Genomic DNA, 15680 nt, shown 5'->3' with positions numbered 1-15680 from the left:
ATTGTTATGAAAGACTGTTGTAAGGATTGTGGAAAGCATAGGAAACATAAGTCTAAGCTTAAGAAATGGTTTAGTTATTTGCATTATATCATCATTGGATCGATAGTCATCTGGACACTGGTCATACAGATCTGTAACAATTAATTATTAAAACAGGAAAAATGTTTCCAAACGGACTAACTTGGTAAAGAAAAAGAACAAAGAATTTATTCCCGCCTTGGGCTATGACTGGTTGACCAAGTTTTATGACTTTACCATTTCAGTTACTATGCCGGAGAAGAAATTTAGAAATAAATTGATTGACCTCTTAAATCCACAAGATGGCGAACAAATTCTTGAGTTTGGATTTGGTACCGGCCAGAATTTAATTATTGCCAACGACCGAAATAGAAACACAAGCTATACCGGTTTGGATATTGATCCAAAGGTTAAATATATTGCGGAAAAGAAGTTCGCTGAAAATGAAGTTGATATCAAACTTGATCTTTATGGGGGAGATGTTTTTCCATATCCAGATAGAACTTATGACAAAGTATTTAGCTCATTGGTGTTCCACCAATTGGATAAGAACACAAAGATTTCTTGTTTAAATGAAATAAATAGAGTGCTTAAACCTGATGGAGAGTTAGTTATAGGGGACTGGGGAAAGCCCAAATCCAAACTTATGAGATTCATGTTTTATGCGGTCCAAATTCTTGACGGGTTTGCCACCACCGCCGACAACGTAAAAGGTCTCATACCGGATTTAATGTTATGGGCGGGATTTGAAGACGTGGCAGAAGTAGGCCATGTAAACACAAAAATTGGAAGCTACTGCTATTATCAAGGGAAAAAACCGAGTACCGGCAAGGTTTAGAAGAACTAATATTTATAAAGAAAAGAAAAATAATGAACAGCTTTAAAACGATAACAATGAAAAAGACCAGAACCATATTCTTACCATTTATGACGGTATTGGCTTTTGTGGCGGTCAACGCCCAAGAACCTGTGATAACTTCAGAAGAAGATGCTGTGATCACAGTAATGAAGAAATACAAAGAAGCCCTACAAAACCTAACAATAGATCGCACTTTCGCACTTTTTGCGGATAATTCCCAAGTCTATGAGCAAGGAGGCATTGAGGGCACTTATTCTGATTATATAGAGCATCACTTGGGACCAGAATTAGGACATTTCAAGAAGTTTGAATTTTCAGATTATGAAATTGATGCAGAAGTGCATATGCCTTATGCCTTTACTACAGAAACCTACATTTATACTATTATCCTAAAACCAGACGAAAAAGGGAATTCCCGAACGATAAAGAAAAAAGGAGTGGCAACTTCTATCCTCGAGAAGATAGATGGTAAATGGAAAATCATTAAAACGCACTCTTCGTCCAGAAATACAAAGTAAAATATAATGAATAAATATATCCTTCTTTCTGCAGTACTAATTATTATTCTAATCGTCTCTTGCAAACAAGAAGTGAAAGAGAACAAAGAAGTTGTGACGAAAGAATTAGAAACAGGTTCTCAAACCGCTGAACCTGATAAGAAAAAGCCATTAAGTCCACATACCGAAACAATGGCAATGATAGGTGATGCTCATATTCATATCAATTATTCGTCGCCAGGCGTAAGGAATAGGATCATTTTCGGTGGTCTGTTGGCTTATGATCAAGTCTGGCAGGCTGGTGCTCATATGGCTACTTGGCTGGAAACAAACAAAGATTTAACCATTGACGGTAAAGTGTTAATATCTGGAAAATATGGGTTTTTTGTAATTCCCAATAAAGAAGAATGGACAGTTATTTTCAACAGGAATTGGAACCAGCACGGAAAGGACGACTATGATTCGAGCGATGATGTATTAAGGTTTAAAGTAACCCCTAAAATTTCCGAAGAATTTCAGGAACATCTGGAATACAAAGTGAAAAAAACAACAGAGACTTCCGGAACAATTTCAATGAGTTGGGAAAAAGTAACGATTGAATTTCCTTTCGAAATAAAATAATATGGTTAACAGAAAAAAAGCGAAATGGATTAGAAAAACACACCGCTACTTAGGTGTCTTTTTAGGTGTCCAGTTTCTAATGTGGACAATCAGTGGCATGTACTTTAGTTGGACGGACATTGATGAAATACATGGTGACCATTTTAAGAAAGAGAAAGTAATTCAAACGGGATTCACCAATTTAATGGGCACGCACAACCTGGACTTACGAAGATCCATAGAATCATTGGAGTTGCTTGAAATTGCCGGAAAACCTTATTACTGGATCAATGAATCCGAACTGTACAATGCAAAAACGGGAAAATTAAAAACAAAGGTTACTCAGCAAGAAGCTCTACAGGTTGCAAAAAGATATATGTTGCGAGAGCTTGAAGTAGCTTACATCCAACTTATAAACACCGTGGACGATCACCATGAGTATAGGGGTAGGCCTCTGCCCGCCTATGAAATATCATATGATACCCCACAGAACCTAAAGGCATACGTAGCGGTTGAAAATGGGGCGTTTCAAACGGTTCGATACCGTAATTGGAGGTGGTTCGATTTTCTTTGGATGACCCATACCATGGATTACGACACTAGGGACAATTTCAATACCCTATTACTTAGGGCCTTTTCACTTCTAGGGCTGATAACTGTGCTCAGCGGATTCTTGTTATGGTTTATCAGTTCACCTACGGTAAGAAGATTAAAAAGTAAGAAAAATTGATTGACAGCTTGGTGAAAGTTAGCCAAATGGAGTGAAAAACAAAGATATAAAAGAACATCTATGGTGAAAGATAAGAATTAGGATAAGGGAATAGAGTCGAGAATGCGGCCTTCTGAAAATTTTTCTTAGCGAAAAGAAGGTTTATATATTTTTATTTCAAAAATAATTCTGTGTAGGATACAAATCGTGATTACACTCGTTCTGCTTGCCTTATCACAGAATTAATAGTCTTGAATTGCTGTGGTGTACTTAATAGAAATTGTACAATTCAAATCTAACAAAAGAATTTTTGGCAAGATACAATTACTTAAAATTATGACGATGAGCGAACTAAGAAGGAGAAGAAGAGAGGAAGAGAAGAAATCAAAGAAAATCAAATCAAACCGAGAGGAGGAAAAAAAAGACAAAAGGGTGCGAATCTACGGTATTATAGCCTTAGTGTTGATTTTTATAATAGTGATAGTGGCGATTTTTTTAAAAGCATGGTGGGAGTTCAGAGCGAAGTATGGATCTTAATCCGGTGTATTGAAAGAAATATTGTACATAAAAAATATGGTCTGTCCGAGATGTATATCCGCAGTTTCCGAAATTTTGGTGGCATTGAACATTGATTACAAAGCTGTCAAGTTAGGAGAGGTAGAAATGGTTTCGACACTCAATGAATTCGAAAAAAAATCTTTGTCAAAAAAGCTACAAAATGCAGGATTTAGTTTGATTGACGACCGTAAAAGTCAGCTTATCGAGCAAATGAAGAATTTGGTAATTGAGAAAATACATTATTCCAATGAAGAGACCGAATTAAAATGGGCCGATATTATAAGTAATGAGCTGAACTTAGATTACAAATATTTAAGTTCCCTATTCTCGTCGGTAGAAAGTATCACGTTCGAGCAATACGTCATCAACCAAAAAATTGAACGTGTAAAAGAACTTATTGTGTATGATGAATTGACCTTGAGCGAGATAGCTTTTCAACTACATTATAGTAGCGTTGCATACTTAAGCAATCAGTTCAAAAAAGTAACTGGAATGACACCTACGCAGTTTAAGAAATCTGTGGACAAAAACCGAAAATTCTTGGATGAGGTGTAAGGTGTTTTTACTAATTTTTCTGGAATATTTTAAATCATTAGACTATATAACGAGTTGCCAATAAACTGAATTGAGATATCAAAATGACATTAGACAGAAAGAAACATTGGGAAACAGTTTACGAAACTAAAAATCCAGACCAGGTAAGTTGGACGCAAGAAATACCAAAAACTTCACTGGAGTTTATGCGTTCGTTCAAACTAAATAAAAAGGCAAGAATTATAGACATTGGTGGTGGCGACAGTAAACTTGTTGACTATTTACTTGAAGAAGGATATAAGAACATTACCGTGCTTGATATTTCTGAAAAAGCAATTACGAAAGCTAAAAAAAGACTGAGGGAAAAGGCGAGTAAAGTAAATTGGATTGTAAGCGACATTACCGAATTTGAACCTGATACATCTTTCGATGTTTGGCACGACAGGGCAACTTTTCATTTTCTTACAACAGATGTCCAGATTATAAAATATACTAACATAGCGACAAAATTTGTAAGAGGTTATTTAATAATAGGAACCTTTTCACAAAACGGACCAAAAAAATGTAGCGGACTTGAAATAAAACAATACAATGAAGAGGAATTAACATCGGAATTAAAAAATGGATTTGACAAAATTCGCTGTGTAACAGAGGACCACATAACACCGTTTAACACCATACAGAATTTTCTGTTTTGTAGTTTTAAAAGACAATTGACTGAAAAGCCAGCATTACCTTCTCCAACAAGCTAAAACAACAGATGTGCATTTCGGTAGTTTTAGTTTTTGCAAAAACACGAATCAAAACAAAAGGAACATAGTTGAAGGCTTCCCTGTTTTGCGAGCCTGTGGTGCAATTAGTAAAGGAGACAGCAGGAAAGGACTGCGAAATGTCATTTCATAATCTGTCCGAGCAATGCGAAAGTAAATTCTGTGTTTCAAAAATGAAGGAATTTGGGGTTACAAGAGTTCCTGCCATTGCTGTTAACGGAAAACTATTTAATTGCTGCACCAACATCAAAATCACAACAGATGATTTGGTAAATGAAGGCATAGGAAGCTGTTAGGTATTACAATTACGAAATTGAACACAAAAGCATTTATGGGGAATGCTGTATTTTCAGCAGTTTCCCTCAAACTATGCTGCTGGGGCCCTTTGCTACTTACAAGTGTAGTTGGTATTAGTGGGAGTTCTGTCTATTTTTCTTGGCTTATTGCATTGAAACCTTATCTATTGACCAAAGCATTTTTGTCATTGGGATTGGCTTTTTATCAGGTTTATAAATAAAGAGAGTGGACGATTGTGGCAACTGTGATACTGCTAAGCCATCATTTTTTAAGTCGAAATTCTATTTGTGGTTGGTTACAGTGTTTGTTGTTGTAATGACATTGGTTTCTTATTATCCACAAATATTTCATTCAACGGAGAAAGTAGGAAATGTTGCAACAAACAATACCGATATTCAATCTATAAAGTTGAATATTGAAGGAATGGTATGCTCGGGTTGTACAGAAAATATCAACCATTCTGTAAACAAAGTCGATGAGATAAAAAAGATCATTCAATCCAATGGGTATTTGATTACAAATAGTAAAGACAGATAGACACCTTCCCATTGCGATGATAAAAACATAAATCGTTAACGACTTATTCCAATAGGTTAATAATAATTCTTGAAGAGTAAATTCTACAAATCATTCAGCATATTACGTAATACATTAATTTCTTTAAATCCTGAAATTTGTAGTCTACAAATAAGAATGGGTTTATGGAGACAATCAACATATTTGAAACCAAAGAAAAGAATACTAAAAAAGGAGTACAGGAATCATTTCCTGTTACGGGAATGACCTGTGCCTCTTGTGCAGCGAGCGTTGAATCTGTATTAAAGCATAAAGAAGGCGTATTTGATGCAAGTGTCAATTTTGCAAATAGTTCTGTTCTGATAGAGTTTGACGAGGGGTTGAGCCCTAATCAACTTCAAAACGCACTTCGTGAGGTCGGTTACGATATTATAATTGATGCCGAAGACCCTTCGGAAGTACAACAAGAACTTCAACAGAAACATTACCAAGATATTAAGAACCGTACTATCTGGTCGGCTATCCTTACGTTGCCCATTTTTGTGTTGGGAATGTTCTATATGCAATGGGAACCTGGCAAATGGATTTCTTTGGTATTGGCTTTTCCTATACTCTTTTGGTTTGGGCGCAGCTTTTTCATCAATGCCTTCAAGCAGGCCAAACACGGAAAAGCAAATATGGATACTTTGGTCGCTTTGAGTACCGGAATCGCCTTCCTCTTTAGTGTTTTCAATACCTTTTTTTCTGAATTTTGGTTAAGTCGTGGCATCGAGCCTCACGTATATTACGAAGCGGCTACCGTGATTATCACCTTTATTTCCTTGGGGAAACTATTAGAAGAAAAAGCAAAATCAAATACCTCTTCAGCCATCAAAAAACTGATGGGGCTTCAGCCTAAAACCCTTAAAATTATTGAGAACGGGGAAGAGAAGGAAATCCCTATTTCATCTGTACAAGTTGGTCAGACCATTTTGGTACGTCCCGGAGAAAAAATTCCGGTGGATGGCGAAGTTTCCAAGGGAAGTTCGTATGTAGATGAAAGTATGATTACAGGAGAACCTGTTCCAGTTCAGAAATCCCAAGGGGAAAAGGTGTTCGCCGGTACCGTTAATCAAAAAGGAAGCTTTCAGTTTACCGCTGAAAAAGTAGGTGCGGAAACCCTGCTTTCCCAAATCATTAAAATGGTTCAGCAAGCGCAAGGGAGTAAGGCACCCGTTCAAAAACTGGTCGATAAGATTGCCGGTATTTTCGTTCCTGTGGTATTGGGTATTTCCATTGTAACCTTCATCGTCTGGATGTCAGTAGGAGGCGATAATGCCTTTTCACAAGCCTTATTGACCTCTGTAGCTGTGTTGGTTATCGCTTGTCCGTGCGCCTTGGGCTTGGCAACACCTACCGCCATAATGGTGGGTATCGGCAAGGGAGCCGAAAATAATATTCTGATAAAGGATGCCGAAAGTTTAGAACTCGGCCATAAAGTGAATGCAGTAATCCTTGATAAAACAGGTACGATTACAGAAGGAAAACCACTGGTAACCGATATACTCTGGAAGGAGAAACTTCAAAATCAAAAGGAATACAAGGAAATTCTTTTGGCTATCGAAGCACAATCAGAACATCCTTTGGCAGAAGCGGTCGTCAATCATTTGAAAGAAGAAAATAGTGAACAAGCAGAAATTACTTCCTTCGAAAGCATTACAGGAAAAGGTGTAAAGGCGCAATCAGAGAAAGGTTCAAAATATTATGTAGGCAACCATAAACTAATGGTCGAAAAAGATATTCAAATCGACGCTTCTTTAATGCAAACAGCAGAAAGTCTCGAAGAAAAGGCAAAAACGGTCATATTCTTTGCTAACGAACATCAAGTGCTTGCGATACTGGCCATTGCAGACAAGATTAAAGAAACTTCAAAAAAAGCCATAGCTACGCTTCAAGAAAGAGGCATCGAGGTCTATATGTTAACGGGAGATAATAATAAAACGGCTTCTGCCGTGGCACATCAGGTGGGAATATCTAATTATAAAGGCGAAGTATTGCCTTCGGACAAAGCGGCTTTTGTCGAAAAATTACAGGCGGATGGGAAGATAGTAGCAATGGTGGGCGATGGTATCAACGATTCACACGCTTTGGCGCAAGCCAATGTGAGTATTGCAATGGGTAGAGGTTCGGATATTGCAATGGATGTAGCAAAAATGACCCTAATAACGTCAGATTTACAATCCATCCCAAAAGCATTGGAACTGTCAAAAAGAACCGTGTTGGGCATACGTCAGAATTTGTTCTGGGCATTCATTTACAACATCATCGGTATTCCAATTGCAGCGGGAGTTCTTTATCCCGTAAACGGGTTTTTATTGGACCCGATGATTGCAGGTGCAGCTATGGCATTCAGTAGTGTATCCGTAGTTGCAAACAGCTTAAGACTTAAACGAGTAAAACTTTAATAATAAATAAATTCAATACTATGAAAACTTTAAAATTTAAAACAAATATCAATTGTGGTGGGTGTGTATCAAAAGTAACCCCTTTTTTGAACGAACATGAGGGAATAGATTCTTGGGAAGTGGACACTGTAAATCCGAACAAGATTCTCACTATTGAAAGCAACGAGGCCACGGAGCAGGATGTCAAGGATACTTTAGGCAGGATTGGTTTTAAGGTAGAGAGCCTAAATAAAGTCTAAGGGGTGTACCAACTGTACTCCAGATGATCTATACCTTAATTTTTGGGCTCATTATTCTGTTCCTATTTTTTTCGTTTCTAGAATAGGGGAAAAAAGTCAAGCCTTTTCCAAGGCATTCCATCCCTTGATAAAGGATAATGTACGCTTCTATCGCCATCTTTCGAAAGATAAACAGTCCATTTTTCAACAAAGGATGATGCAATTTTTAAGTTAGGTCTATATTGACGGAGTACAGTTGGAGTTACAGGATCTCGATAGAATACGGATTGCAGCAAGTGCCGTCATTCCAGTTTTTGGATTTAAGGAGTGGCACTATACCAACCTGACCGGAATACTATTATGTCCAGACCATTTCAATGAAATTTTGGAATTTCATAGTAAAGGGCAGGATCGAAATATCGGGGGAATCGTTGGTAATGGAAGGTTCGAGAAACAGATGATACTATCCAGAAAAGCACTATACCACGGTTTCAAGAATACCAGTGACAAAAGCAACACGGGCATTCATGAATTTGTGCACCGTATAGACAAATTGGACGATTTTACTAATGGAATTCCCGAGAGGTTGTTGGAGCGCCAATATACCATCCCATGGTTAAAATTAATCCACAAGGAAATGGAGGCAATAAACGCCAATAAATCCGATATAAGAAAATATGGCGGAACAAATAAGGCGGAATTCTATGCTGTGGCCCCAGAGTACTTTTTTAAGCGTCCAGACTTACTGAAGAAAAAGCATCCTGTGAGTACATTCCTAAAATTAGTACCCAGAAATCAACATTATCATAAATAACTGACAACAAATGTGTCTGTAACTTTAAAAAGATTTTTATGACCATAAATTACTGCACTATTTTTCTTCTACCGGAATGTGCATAGTTCCGTATTAGTAATTCTCAATTCTACAGGATTTGATCTTATTGGATTATTCTGAAGTCTTGTCTGAATTAGGATTCAATCCTTTGAATATCAGCCAAATTGGAAGAACCAATTGCACGAGTCCCAGTGGAAGTAGCATATTCATGCTAATACTATTTCCAAAAATAGAAAGTAATATTTCTATAAACATCAGAATGACGGCCATAATACCAAAAACAGAAATAGCCTTTGGAATTAAACCGGAGATGTAAAAGGTATAGTATAGAATAAATACAGGGAAACATGAAATCAGAAGGGTTAAATAATGTGTCCAAATATGCCTTTCGTACAGTAAAGTTCCTATAACCTCTAATGAGCCTAGATTTTCTCCTTGATTATTTAAAGATTCCTTACCAAGTTCCAAAATGGAGAGGACACTGATATTATCTATTAAAATAGTTACCGAATATATAATACAAAGCGCAACATATAAATATCCCAAATTAGAGCTGTATCTTTTGAAAATGGGTAGTAGAATGATCGCTACGAGAATAGATGCAAATCCACTTAATATTCCCAGCAAGGTCGATAAGATAATATTATCTGAGTTTAATGCCGTTGAAGACAGGAAATCATCGCCATATAGTGAAACTTGTAAAAATTGGTACATAGAGACACCGATAATAAAAATGAGCAAAAAAAGTAACCCTACAATTCTTCCTTTTTTTTTATAATCGTTCATTTGGTCGGTTCTTGTTTGATGATAATGATTCCTTCAATGCAAAATGGTTCATTGCGTCTGAAGGACTTGGTAATAAGTCTACATTAAGTAATTTTTGTTACACATTGAGTCCCTTTGGACAATTAAAATTTATTTCTAATATAATCGTGTCATAAAACGGTCATTATAATAAATCGTTGAAGTATGTTTTGCAAATCCTTTATTGGACAATAGGAATATTACAAATTAGCAAGTAATACTACACATTATTAAACTTTCACAACATTAATTATTCAATGTAAAAGTAAGGACCTATTATTAAATAATAATAATTACTTAGACCCAAATTTTATCAGTTTTATATAGTGTTCTGTAAAAGAGTCTTGTTTTTTTGACAAGGCTCTTTGTACTTGTTGTCAACTCTTAACACTGAATGCTTTAGTTAGATTGAATGTTAAGAATAAACATTATCAGTCCAAAAACAACGAAACCTTGCAAATCATAGATTTTGCAAGGTTTTTTAATCGTTTGGAGTTTCCTCCTAGTGACCTCGACAGGATTCAAACCTGTAACCTTCTGAGCCGTAATCAGATGCGCTATTCAGTTGCGCCACGAGGCCATGTTTTTATATATTCTCTTCCCTTTCCTGTTTTTAAGAATTTTTCCCTTTGCAGGGCTTCCTTCTTCGAGATGTATTCTTCACAGAACAATACTTCCCAGGGAAGATAGGGCTTTGTAGATCTATTTTTACCGGTATTATGCTACCTTAGTCTTTTTGGCAGGTTCTGGGTAAATCCTACATAATGTCTTTTAAAATTTACACTTTTAAGAACGTAAACATAGTATTTCATATGTTTCAGATGCGCCCCGCCACAGGCGGGCTCGTATTCAGCCTGTCCCCCTCAGGCGGATTGCGCTCGCTTGCCAATGGCAGGCCACGAGGCCATTTTCTTGGATCTCTATTTACTGAATCCCGGAATTCGGGAGCAGGGATCAAGATCGGGTTGCAAATATATTTCTTTTTACATTTATGGGCAAAATAAAGGAAAACCAAATATGGATTTTAAAAAGTATGTGCGTGAGATCGATAATTTTCCAAAACAGGGGGTGGGATTTAAGGATATTACTCCATTACTTAAGGATCCCGCGGCATTTAAAGCTACATCTGAGGCACTATTGCAGTTTATTGGAAACGAAAAAGTCGATAAAGTTGTGGGGATGGAAAGCAGAGGATTTTTCTATGGTCCCGTTCTGGCCCTGGAATTAGGGGCAGGGTTTGTACCGGTTAGAAAAGTTGGCAAATTGCCCCACAAAAAAATAAGCCATACCTACGATCTTGAATACGGGACAGATACTCTTGAGATACACGCAGATGCTATCAGCGAGGGAGACAGGGTCATAGTACACGATGATGTACTTGCCACCGGGGGAACCGCAAAGGCTACCTGTAAGCTTATTGAAGCCCTAGGTGGGGATGTCATACAGTGTAACTTCCTTTTGGAATTAACTGCACTACATGGAGCTTCAAAGTTGGTTGGTTATAAGGTAAAATCCTTAATGCGGTTCTAATCTAATGCCCTGGTGGTAATATAATACCTCCATCCTATTATTGCTAGTTGAAGTTTGCTGGCCCTGGAAAGATCAATAGCTTTCCTGGAATAGGAGGGTAATATCATCCGATTTATATACGCCAGGACTTTGAAAAAGATTTTTTTCATGCTCTAAATGTAGCAATTCTCCTTGTAAATTCTCAGACTACCTATCTCTCCAGTTCTTTATCTGCTCTTGATCTTTGAATATTTATAACAAGAGCCCTACGAGCAAAATAAATAATTGTAATACCAATTTAACTAGTGCAATCATATGTACTTTTTTTAAGAGGAGAAATCCTCGTTTTGTAAATTTTTCGAGAAGATATACAGGCTGTTAAATGCGCACAAGGAAAAATTGAATTTTTAATAAAATTGAATACACAATAGTAAGTTAAATAATAAAATATATTAATTATCATAACTTCAGTTCTACAAATAAGTTACATTATATAATGTATAAATTATATTATGATAGTAATATGTAATAATTGTAGGGTGATTTTGGCCTGAATTTTAAAAACGTAGACGTATAATTGATCATTTTGGCCGATTTTGGGCAATTTCATCTTTTTCTATAAAAAAAACCGGCCTATTTCAGGCCGGTTTGATGTTGGTCAGTGATTAATTGTAAACAATCTGAGATCAGTTCTTTTTGGTAGAAATTTCTACCACTCCGTCTTTTGCTTTTTTTCCATATTTTTCGATGGCTTTATCTCCCTTGTAAACATTAACTGTGGCGATATCCTTTGGGGAAAGAGATTTGATTACCTTTTCTTTAACCACTTTTCCATCAACAATATATAATGGTTTTTCTCCCGATTCTGAATCTACAAAGAAGAATCCATTCCCCTCCATAACCTCGATATCTTCATCATCGTCAGAATCTTTTATTATAAACACGTTTTTGCCCTTCCCACTCTTTGATTTTCGTACTTCAATGTGTTTTACATCAGAATCTTCATGTCCCTCATGGATTTCCATTTCACCATCCCCGGATTTTATAATTTTCTTTTCGATAATTCTCATCTCACCATCAAGATCATCATCTCCATCGATTTTCTTAATAATAATTTTGTGATCCTTATCACCCTTGCCCTTATTCACTTTAATTTTTTTGGTGACATTCCCTTTGCTGTCTGTCTTTACCTCCTCATCTTCCGTTACATTGATTATAATTATCCCGTCTTTCTCCATTTCTTCCAATTCTTCTTTTGAAATCTCGGAATCCTTATCCATCACCCATGCCATTTTATTCTTACCATGATTTTTGCCAAATTCCATGTCACCTTCACCTCCCATAAACATCATATTTCCATCGGGATCAAAAACAACCGTAACCGGGTCAATTGGCTCACCGTCATTATCAAAATCCGAGGATCCCCTAAATTGCTTCCCGTCCTCAGATTTTCCATTCATATCAATGGATAGTTCGATTATTTCATTATTCTCATTTCGAACTGTGGTATAAGAAAAGTCGATACCCTCCTCTGCCATCTTAGCCTTTAATTTTTCCAATTCCTCATCAGACGTGTCCTTATCGATCTTGATTTTTATTTCCTTATTTGTATTTAGTTCCCACCAACTGAGATCGGAAGCCTCATTTGAAGGAATGTAAATTTCTTTGGTATTAAAACTGAAGAGAAAGAGGGCTAAGGCCGGGACTACCAGCGCAGCTTTGAAAATTCGCGCTTTCTTTGATTGTGATTTTTGTAACATGACGATTCGTTTTTTGATTAATGAATTATAAAAATGATTTATGATACTAATAGGGATTTCCTGTCCCGATACTTTAAGCAATGTGTACTGGTAACTTTTCTTTGAAGGGATACGATTCATGGCAGAGGCATCAGCAAGAAATTCGAGATTCTGTCGGATCTTGTTGTGATACATAAAACTGAATGGATTTACCCATAAAAGGATGGTGAAAACCTGACTGATCAGAATATCGAAGGAGTGTTTCTGTTCACAATGGGCTTTTTCATGTGCCAGAATTGATTTGAGTTCTGTTCCATTGTACAACTTCGGATTATAGACGATATAATTAAAGAAGGAAAAGGGAGCAATGGGCTCATCGGTTTCCATAAACCGTATGTTATTGTCTTTCTTTATGGTTACAGCTTTGCTCAGGGTTGCGCGCAGTGACCACAATTGAAGTCCGAATTTGGACAACCAGAAAATCAAACCGCCGAGATAAAGGAGAAAGCCTATCATCCATGGATCGATCCTGGATTCTGAAATTGGAGTAGTTTCCCCCACAATTCCCGAACTTGTCGATGCCATGCTTATCGGAGTCATTTCTACATAAACCGGAATACTGATCAGTGGGCAAAAAGCGGCACATAGCAAGCCAACAAGCAGAAATCTTCTGTTCTCTTTAAAAAGCGTTTCCTTCTGCAACAATAATAGATAAGTTGTAAAGAAGATGAGCAAAATTCCCGATGATTTCAACAGGTATTCAAAGAATGCTTCCATCATTTATTTTTTTCAATGAGTTCAATTATTTCCTTCAGTTCTTCCACTGATATTTTTTCTTCCTTAGCAAAGAAGGACACCAGACTTTTATAGGAATTGTCGTAGAAGTCGGCTATCCTGGCATTCACAAATCGCTTGCGATAGTCTTCCTTGGAAATCAGAGGGTAATAACGATGAGTATTCCCAAAAGCTTCGTGACCCACGTAGTTTTTATCTTCGAGGTTTCTCACTATAGTGGAGAGGGTGTTGTAGTGAGGTCGATCGTCCTCCATTTCGGCGAGGATCTCCTTCACAAAAGCCTTTTCAAGCCTCCACAGAATCTTCATGATCTCTTCCTCCTTGTTCGTTAGTTTTTTCATGTTTTTGTAAATCGAATTATTTCTTTAGTTCGCTAAGAGCCTCCTGGGCCGACTCCAGGCCGGGCCTGATTTCCAATGCTTTTTCATAGGCAGCAATGGCCTCATTTTTTAACCCTTTCATTCGCAGGGCTTCCCCATAACTATCCCAGCAATTGGCAACATCCGGGAATAGTTTTGTGTTGAGTTTAAAGAGTTGTAGTGCCGATTCAGGATTGTTGGCCCCATAAAGATAAGCATAGCCCAGATCATTGAGGATAAAATCCTTGGGATCTGTGGGATGAAAGTTTACCGTAAGAGAGTCGAAGTGTTTCTCTACATATTCAAATCCGTTTTTTTCAAAATTTATCCTCACGTTCTGTATGGCAGGCAAAGAAGGTTTGCGTACATCTTCACCCCGATAAAGCGCAAGGATGTCGAGCCCTATCCTTTCAGCAACCGGTTCATCCATATTGGCGAATACGATAATGCTGAGATCCTTGTTCATGACCTGCAGATATACCGAGTTAAAACCATCGAAACCACCGGCAGCACTGGCCGCTTTCCCTGAGGGTAGTTGCCTTAAATACTGAAAATGCGGATCGGCCTCTTTACTGGCTTCCGACATCAACAATGTATCGTAGTAATAGGAATGATAGAATTTCAGGATATCCTCTGTTGTGGATAAAAACCCACCATCTGGGTTAGGAATGTCCTGGAGGGTGGAATTCTCCTCTAGTATTCCGAGAGGAGTATATAGATAGCCTTTGGCAACCCTGTTTTCCAATCCGTTAAAATCTTTGAGGTAGGTATTTTCTAGTTTCAGTTTGTCCACGATGCGGTCCTGAACATTTTTAAAATAAGACTCGCCTGACACTACTTCAATGACTTTACCTAATATTACATACCCAAGATTAGAATAAGCGTCGTCTTCTCCGGGAGGAAAAAGTAATTCATAGTCCTTAGCCCGTTCAACAATGGCATTCAATTTTCGCTCTTCCAGGGGTAAATCAAAATAGTCCGGGTTGTGGTAATCCCCGAAACCAGAACGATGTTCCAGTAAATGATTGATCGTAATATCTCCGGCCCGTTCATCTTTAAAACCCGGTACGTAGTTGATCAATTTGTCTGTCAATTTTAAGCGGCCTTCTTCCTCAAGTTGTTTGACCACAATCCGGGTGAAGGTCTTGTTCATACTCCCAATATCAAACAGGGTGTTCTGCTCATTGGGTTTTCCCTTTTCCCTGTCAGCAAGGCCGTATGCCTTGTGAAATATATTCTGGCCGTTATCGGCTACCAACACCACGCCAGAAAAAATATCCAGGGAAATATAATCCTGTATTATCGGCTCTATCTCGGATAGAAATTCGATTTTCTGTTCTTCATTATCGAAAGCAGTTTGCTTAGCTGATGGATTCTGTTCACAGGCTGAAAGCAGAAGAAAACTGAACAATACGTACCATATTTCTTTTTCCATCTTTATTGAAAATTTTGAGTTGAACTGACTAATTGCCACCGAGAATAACTTGAATCAAACCTACTACTAAAAAAATAGTTATACAACTAAATTTGTAGTTATTTAACATTTCCATTACGGTAAACTGTAAATTTTATAGTACATAAATAGGTATATTCTGAAATTGCATATTGTATGTCTGGTC

16 protein-coding genes, 1 tRNA gene and 1 pseudogene are annotated in these 15680 nt (G+C 37.3%); 11 read left to right on the top strand and 7 right to left on the bottom strand.

Annotation, left to right across the window (positions count from 1 at the left end; genetic code table 11):
- Positions 1-181: 181 nt before the first annotated feature.
- From AB8P51_RS10845 to AB8P51_RS10800, 10 genes are all read left to right on the top strand, one after another.
- On the top strand, positions 182-856 hold the full coding sequence (locus tag AB8P51_RS10845; protein WP_369748854.1) for a class I SAM-dependent methyltransferase: 675 nt from the start codon (positions 182-184) through the stop codon (positions 854-856).
- A 56-nt stretch (positions 857-912) separates the two neighbouring features.
- Entirely contained in the window at positions 913-1395 is a 483-nt protein-coding gene (locus AB8P51_RS10840) for a nuclear transport factor 2 family protein (RefSeq protein WP_369748853.1), read from the top strand.
- Positions 1396-1401: 6 nt separating this feature from the next.
- A complete protein-coding gene (locus AB8P51_RS10835) occupies positions 1402-1995 on the top strand; it encodes a DUF2911 domain-containing protein (protein WP_369748852.1) in 594 nt (197 codons plus the stop codon).
- 1 nt (position 1996) lies between these two features.
- Entirely contained in the window at positions 1997-2704 is a 708-nt protein-coding gene (locus tag AB8P51_RS10830; RefSeq protein ID WP_369748851.1) for a PepSY domain-containing protein, read from the top strand.
- Between the two features lie 321 nt (positions 2705-3025).
- On the top strand, positions 3026-3220 hold the full coding sequence (locus tag AB8P51_RS10825) for a hypothetical protein (protein WP_369748850.1): 195 nt from the start codon (positions 3026-3028) through the stop codon (positions 3218-3220).
- Positions 3221-3229: 9 nt separating this feature from the next.
- Positions 3230-3796 (top strand): helix-turn-helix domain-containing protein, encoded by a 567-nt coding sequence (locus AB8P51_RS10820; RefSeq protein ID WP_369748849.1) that lies wholly within the window; start codon positions 3230-3232, stop codon positions 3794-3796.
- A gap of 83 nt (positions 3797-3879) precedes the next feature.
- On the top strand, positions 3880-4527 hold the full coding sequence (locus tag AB8P51_RS10815) for a class I SAM-dependent methyltransferase (protein WP_369748848.1): 648 nt from the start codon (positions 3880-3882) through the stop codon (positions 4525-4527).
- A 1016-nt stretch (positions 4528-5543) separates the two neighbouring features.
- Positions 5544-7802 carry a heavy metal translocating P-type ATPase gene (locus AB8P51_RS10810; RefSeq protein ID WP_369748847.1) on the top strand — a complete coding sequence of 753 codons (2259 nt, stop codon included), beginning with the start codon at positions 5544-5546 and terminating at the stop codon, positions 7800-7802.
- A gap of 20 nt (positions 7803-7822) precedes the next feature.
- A complete protein-coding gene (locus tag AB8P51_RS10805; RefSeq protein ID WP_369748846.1) occupies positions 7823-8041 on the top strand; it encodes a heavy-metal-associated domain-containing protein in 219 nt (72 codons plus the stop codon).
- A gap of 235 nt (positions 8042-8276) precedes the next feature.
- The gene (locus tag AB8P51_RS10800) at positions 8277-8834 is read left to right on the top strand and encodes a zinc-dependent peptidase (protein WP_369748845.1); all 558 of its coding nucleotides are present in this window, start codon (positions 8277-8279) and stop codon (positions 8832-8834) included.
- Between the two features lie 132 nt (positions 8835-8966).
- Here AB8P51_RS10800 and AB8P51_RS10795 read toward each other — a convergent pair whose 3' ends face one another.
- From AB8P51_RS10795 to AB8P51_RS10785, 3 genes and pseudogenes are all read right to left on the bottom strand, one after another.
- On the bottom strand, positions 8967-9641 hold the full coding sequence (locus AB8P51_RS10795; protein ID WP_369748844.1) for a DUF4386 domain-containing protein: 675 nt from the start codon (positions 9639-9641) through the stop codon (positions 8967-8969).
- 524 nt (positions 9642-10165) lie between these two features.
- A tRNA-Arg gene (locus AB8P51_RS10790) sits at positions 10166-10239 on the bottom strand.
- Positions 10217-10471, bottom strand: a pseudogene (locus AB8P51_RS10785) (GIY-YIG nuclease family protein). The gene AB8P51_RS10790 and the pseudogene AB8P51_RS10785 overlap by 23 nt, the downstream one beginning before the upstream one ends.
- 205 nt (positions 10472-10676) lie before the next feature.
- Between AB8P51_RS10785 and AB8P51_RS10780 the strand changes: the two are divergent.
- Positions 10677-11189 carry an adenine phosphoribosyltransferase gene (locus AB8P51_RS10780; protein ID WP_369748843.1) on the top strand — a complete coding sequence of 171 codons (513 nt, stop codon included), beginning with the start codon at positions 10677-10679 and terminating at the stop codon, positions 11187-11189.
- Here AB8P51_RS10780 and AB8P51_RS10775 read toward each other — a convergent pair.
- The 4 genes from AB8P51_RS10775 to AB8P51_RS10760 form a co-directional block, all read right to left on the bottom strand.
- Complete coding sequence (locus AB8P51_RS10775) at positions 11186-11338, bottom strand: SsrA-binding protein (protein WP_369748842.1); 153 nt, start codon at positions 11336-11338, stop codon at positions 11186-11188. The genes AB8P51_RS10780 and AB8P51_RS10775 overlap by 4 nt on opposite strands.
- A 516-nt stretch (positions 11339-11854) precedes the next feature.
- Positions 11855-13687 (bottom strand): M56 family metallopeptidase, encoded by a 1833-nt coding sequence (locus AB8P51_RS10770; protein ID WP_369748841.1) that lies wholly within the window; start codon positions 13685-13687, stop codon positions 11855-11857.
- Complete coding sequence (locus AB8P51_RS10765) at positions 13684-14043, bottom strand: BlaI/MecI/CopY family transcriptional regulator (protein ID WP_369748840.1); 360 nt, start codon at positions 14041-14043, stop codon at positions 13684-13686. Before AB8P51_RS10765 ends, AB8P51_RS10770 begins: the two co-directional genes overlap by 4 nt.
- A 16-nt stretch (positions 14044-14059) precedes the next feature.
- On the bottom strand, positions 14060-15496 hold the full coding sequence (locus AB8P51_RS10760; protein ID WP_369748839.1) for a serine hydrolase: 1437 nt from the start codon (positions 15494-15496) through the stop codon (positions 14060-14062).
- Positions 15497-15680 lie beyond the last annotated feature (184 nt).

Source organism: Muriicola sp. SD30, assembly GCF_041205185.1.
Classification (GTDB): Bacteria; Bacteroidota; Bacteroidia; order Flavobacteriales; family Flavobacteriaceae; genus Muriicola.
Note: the sequence above shows the minus strand (reverse complement) of the source record. Positions and strands in the feature narration are given on the sequence as shown.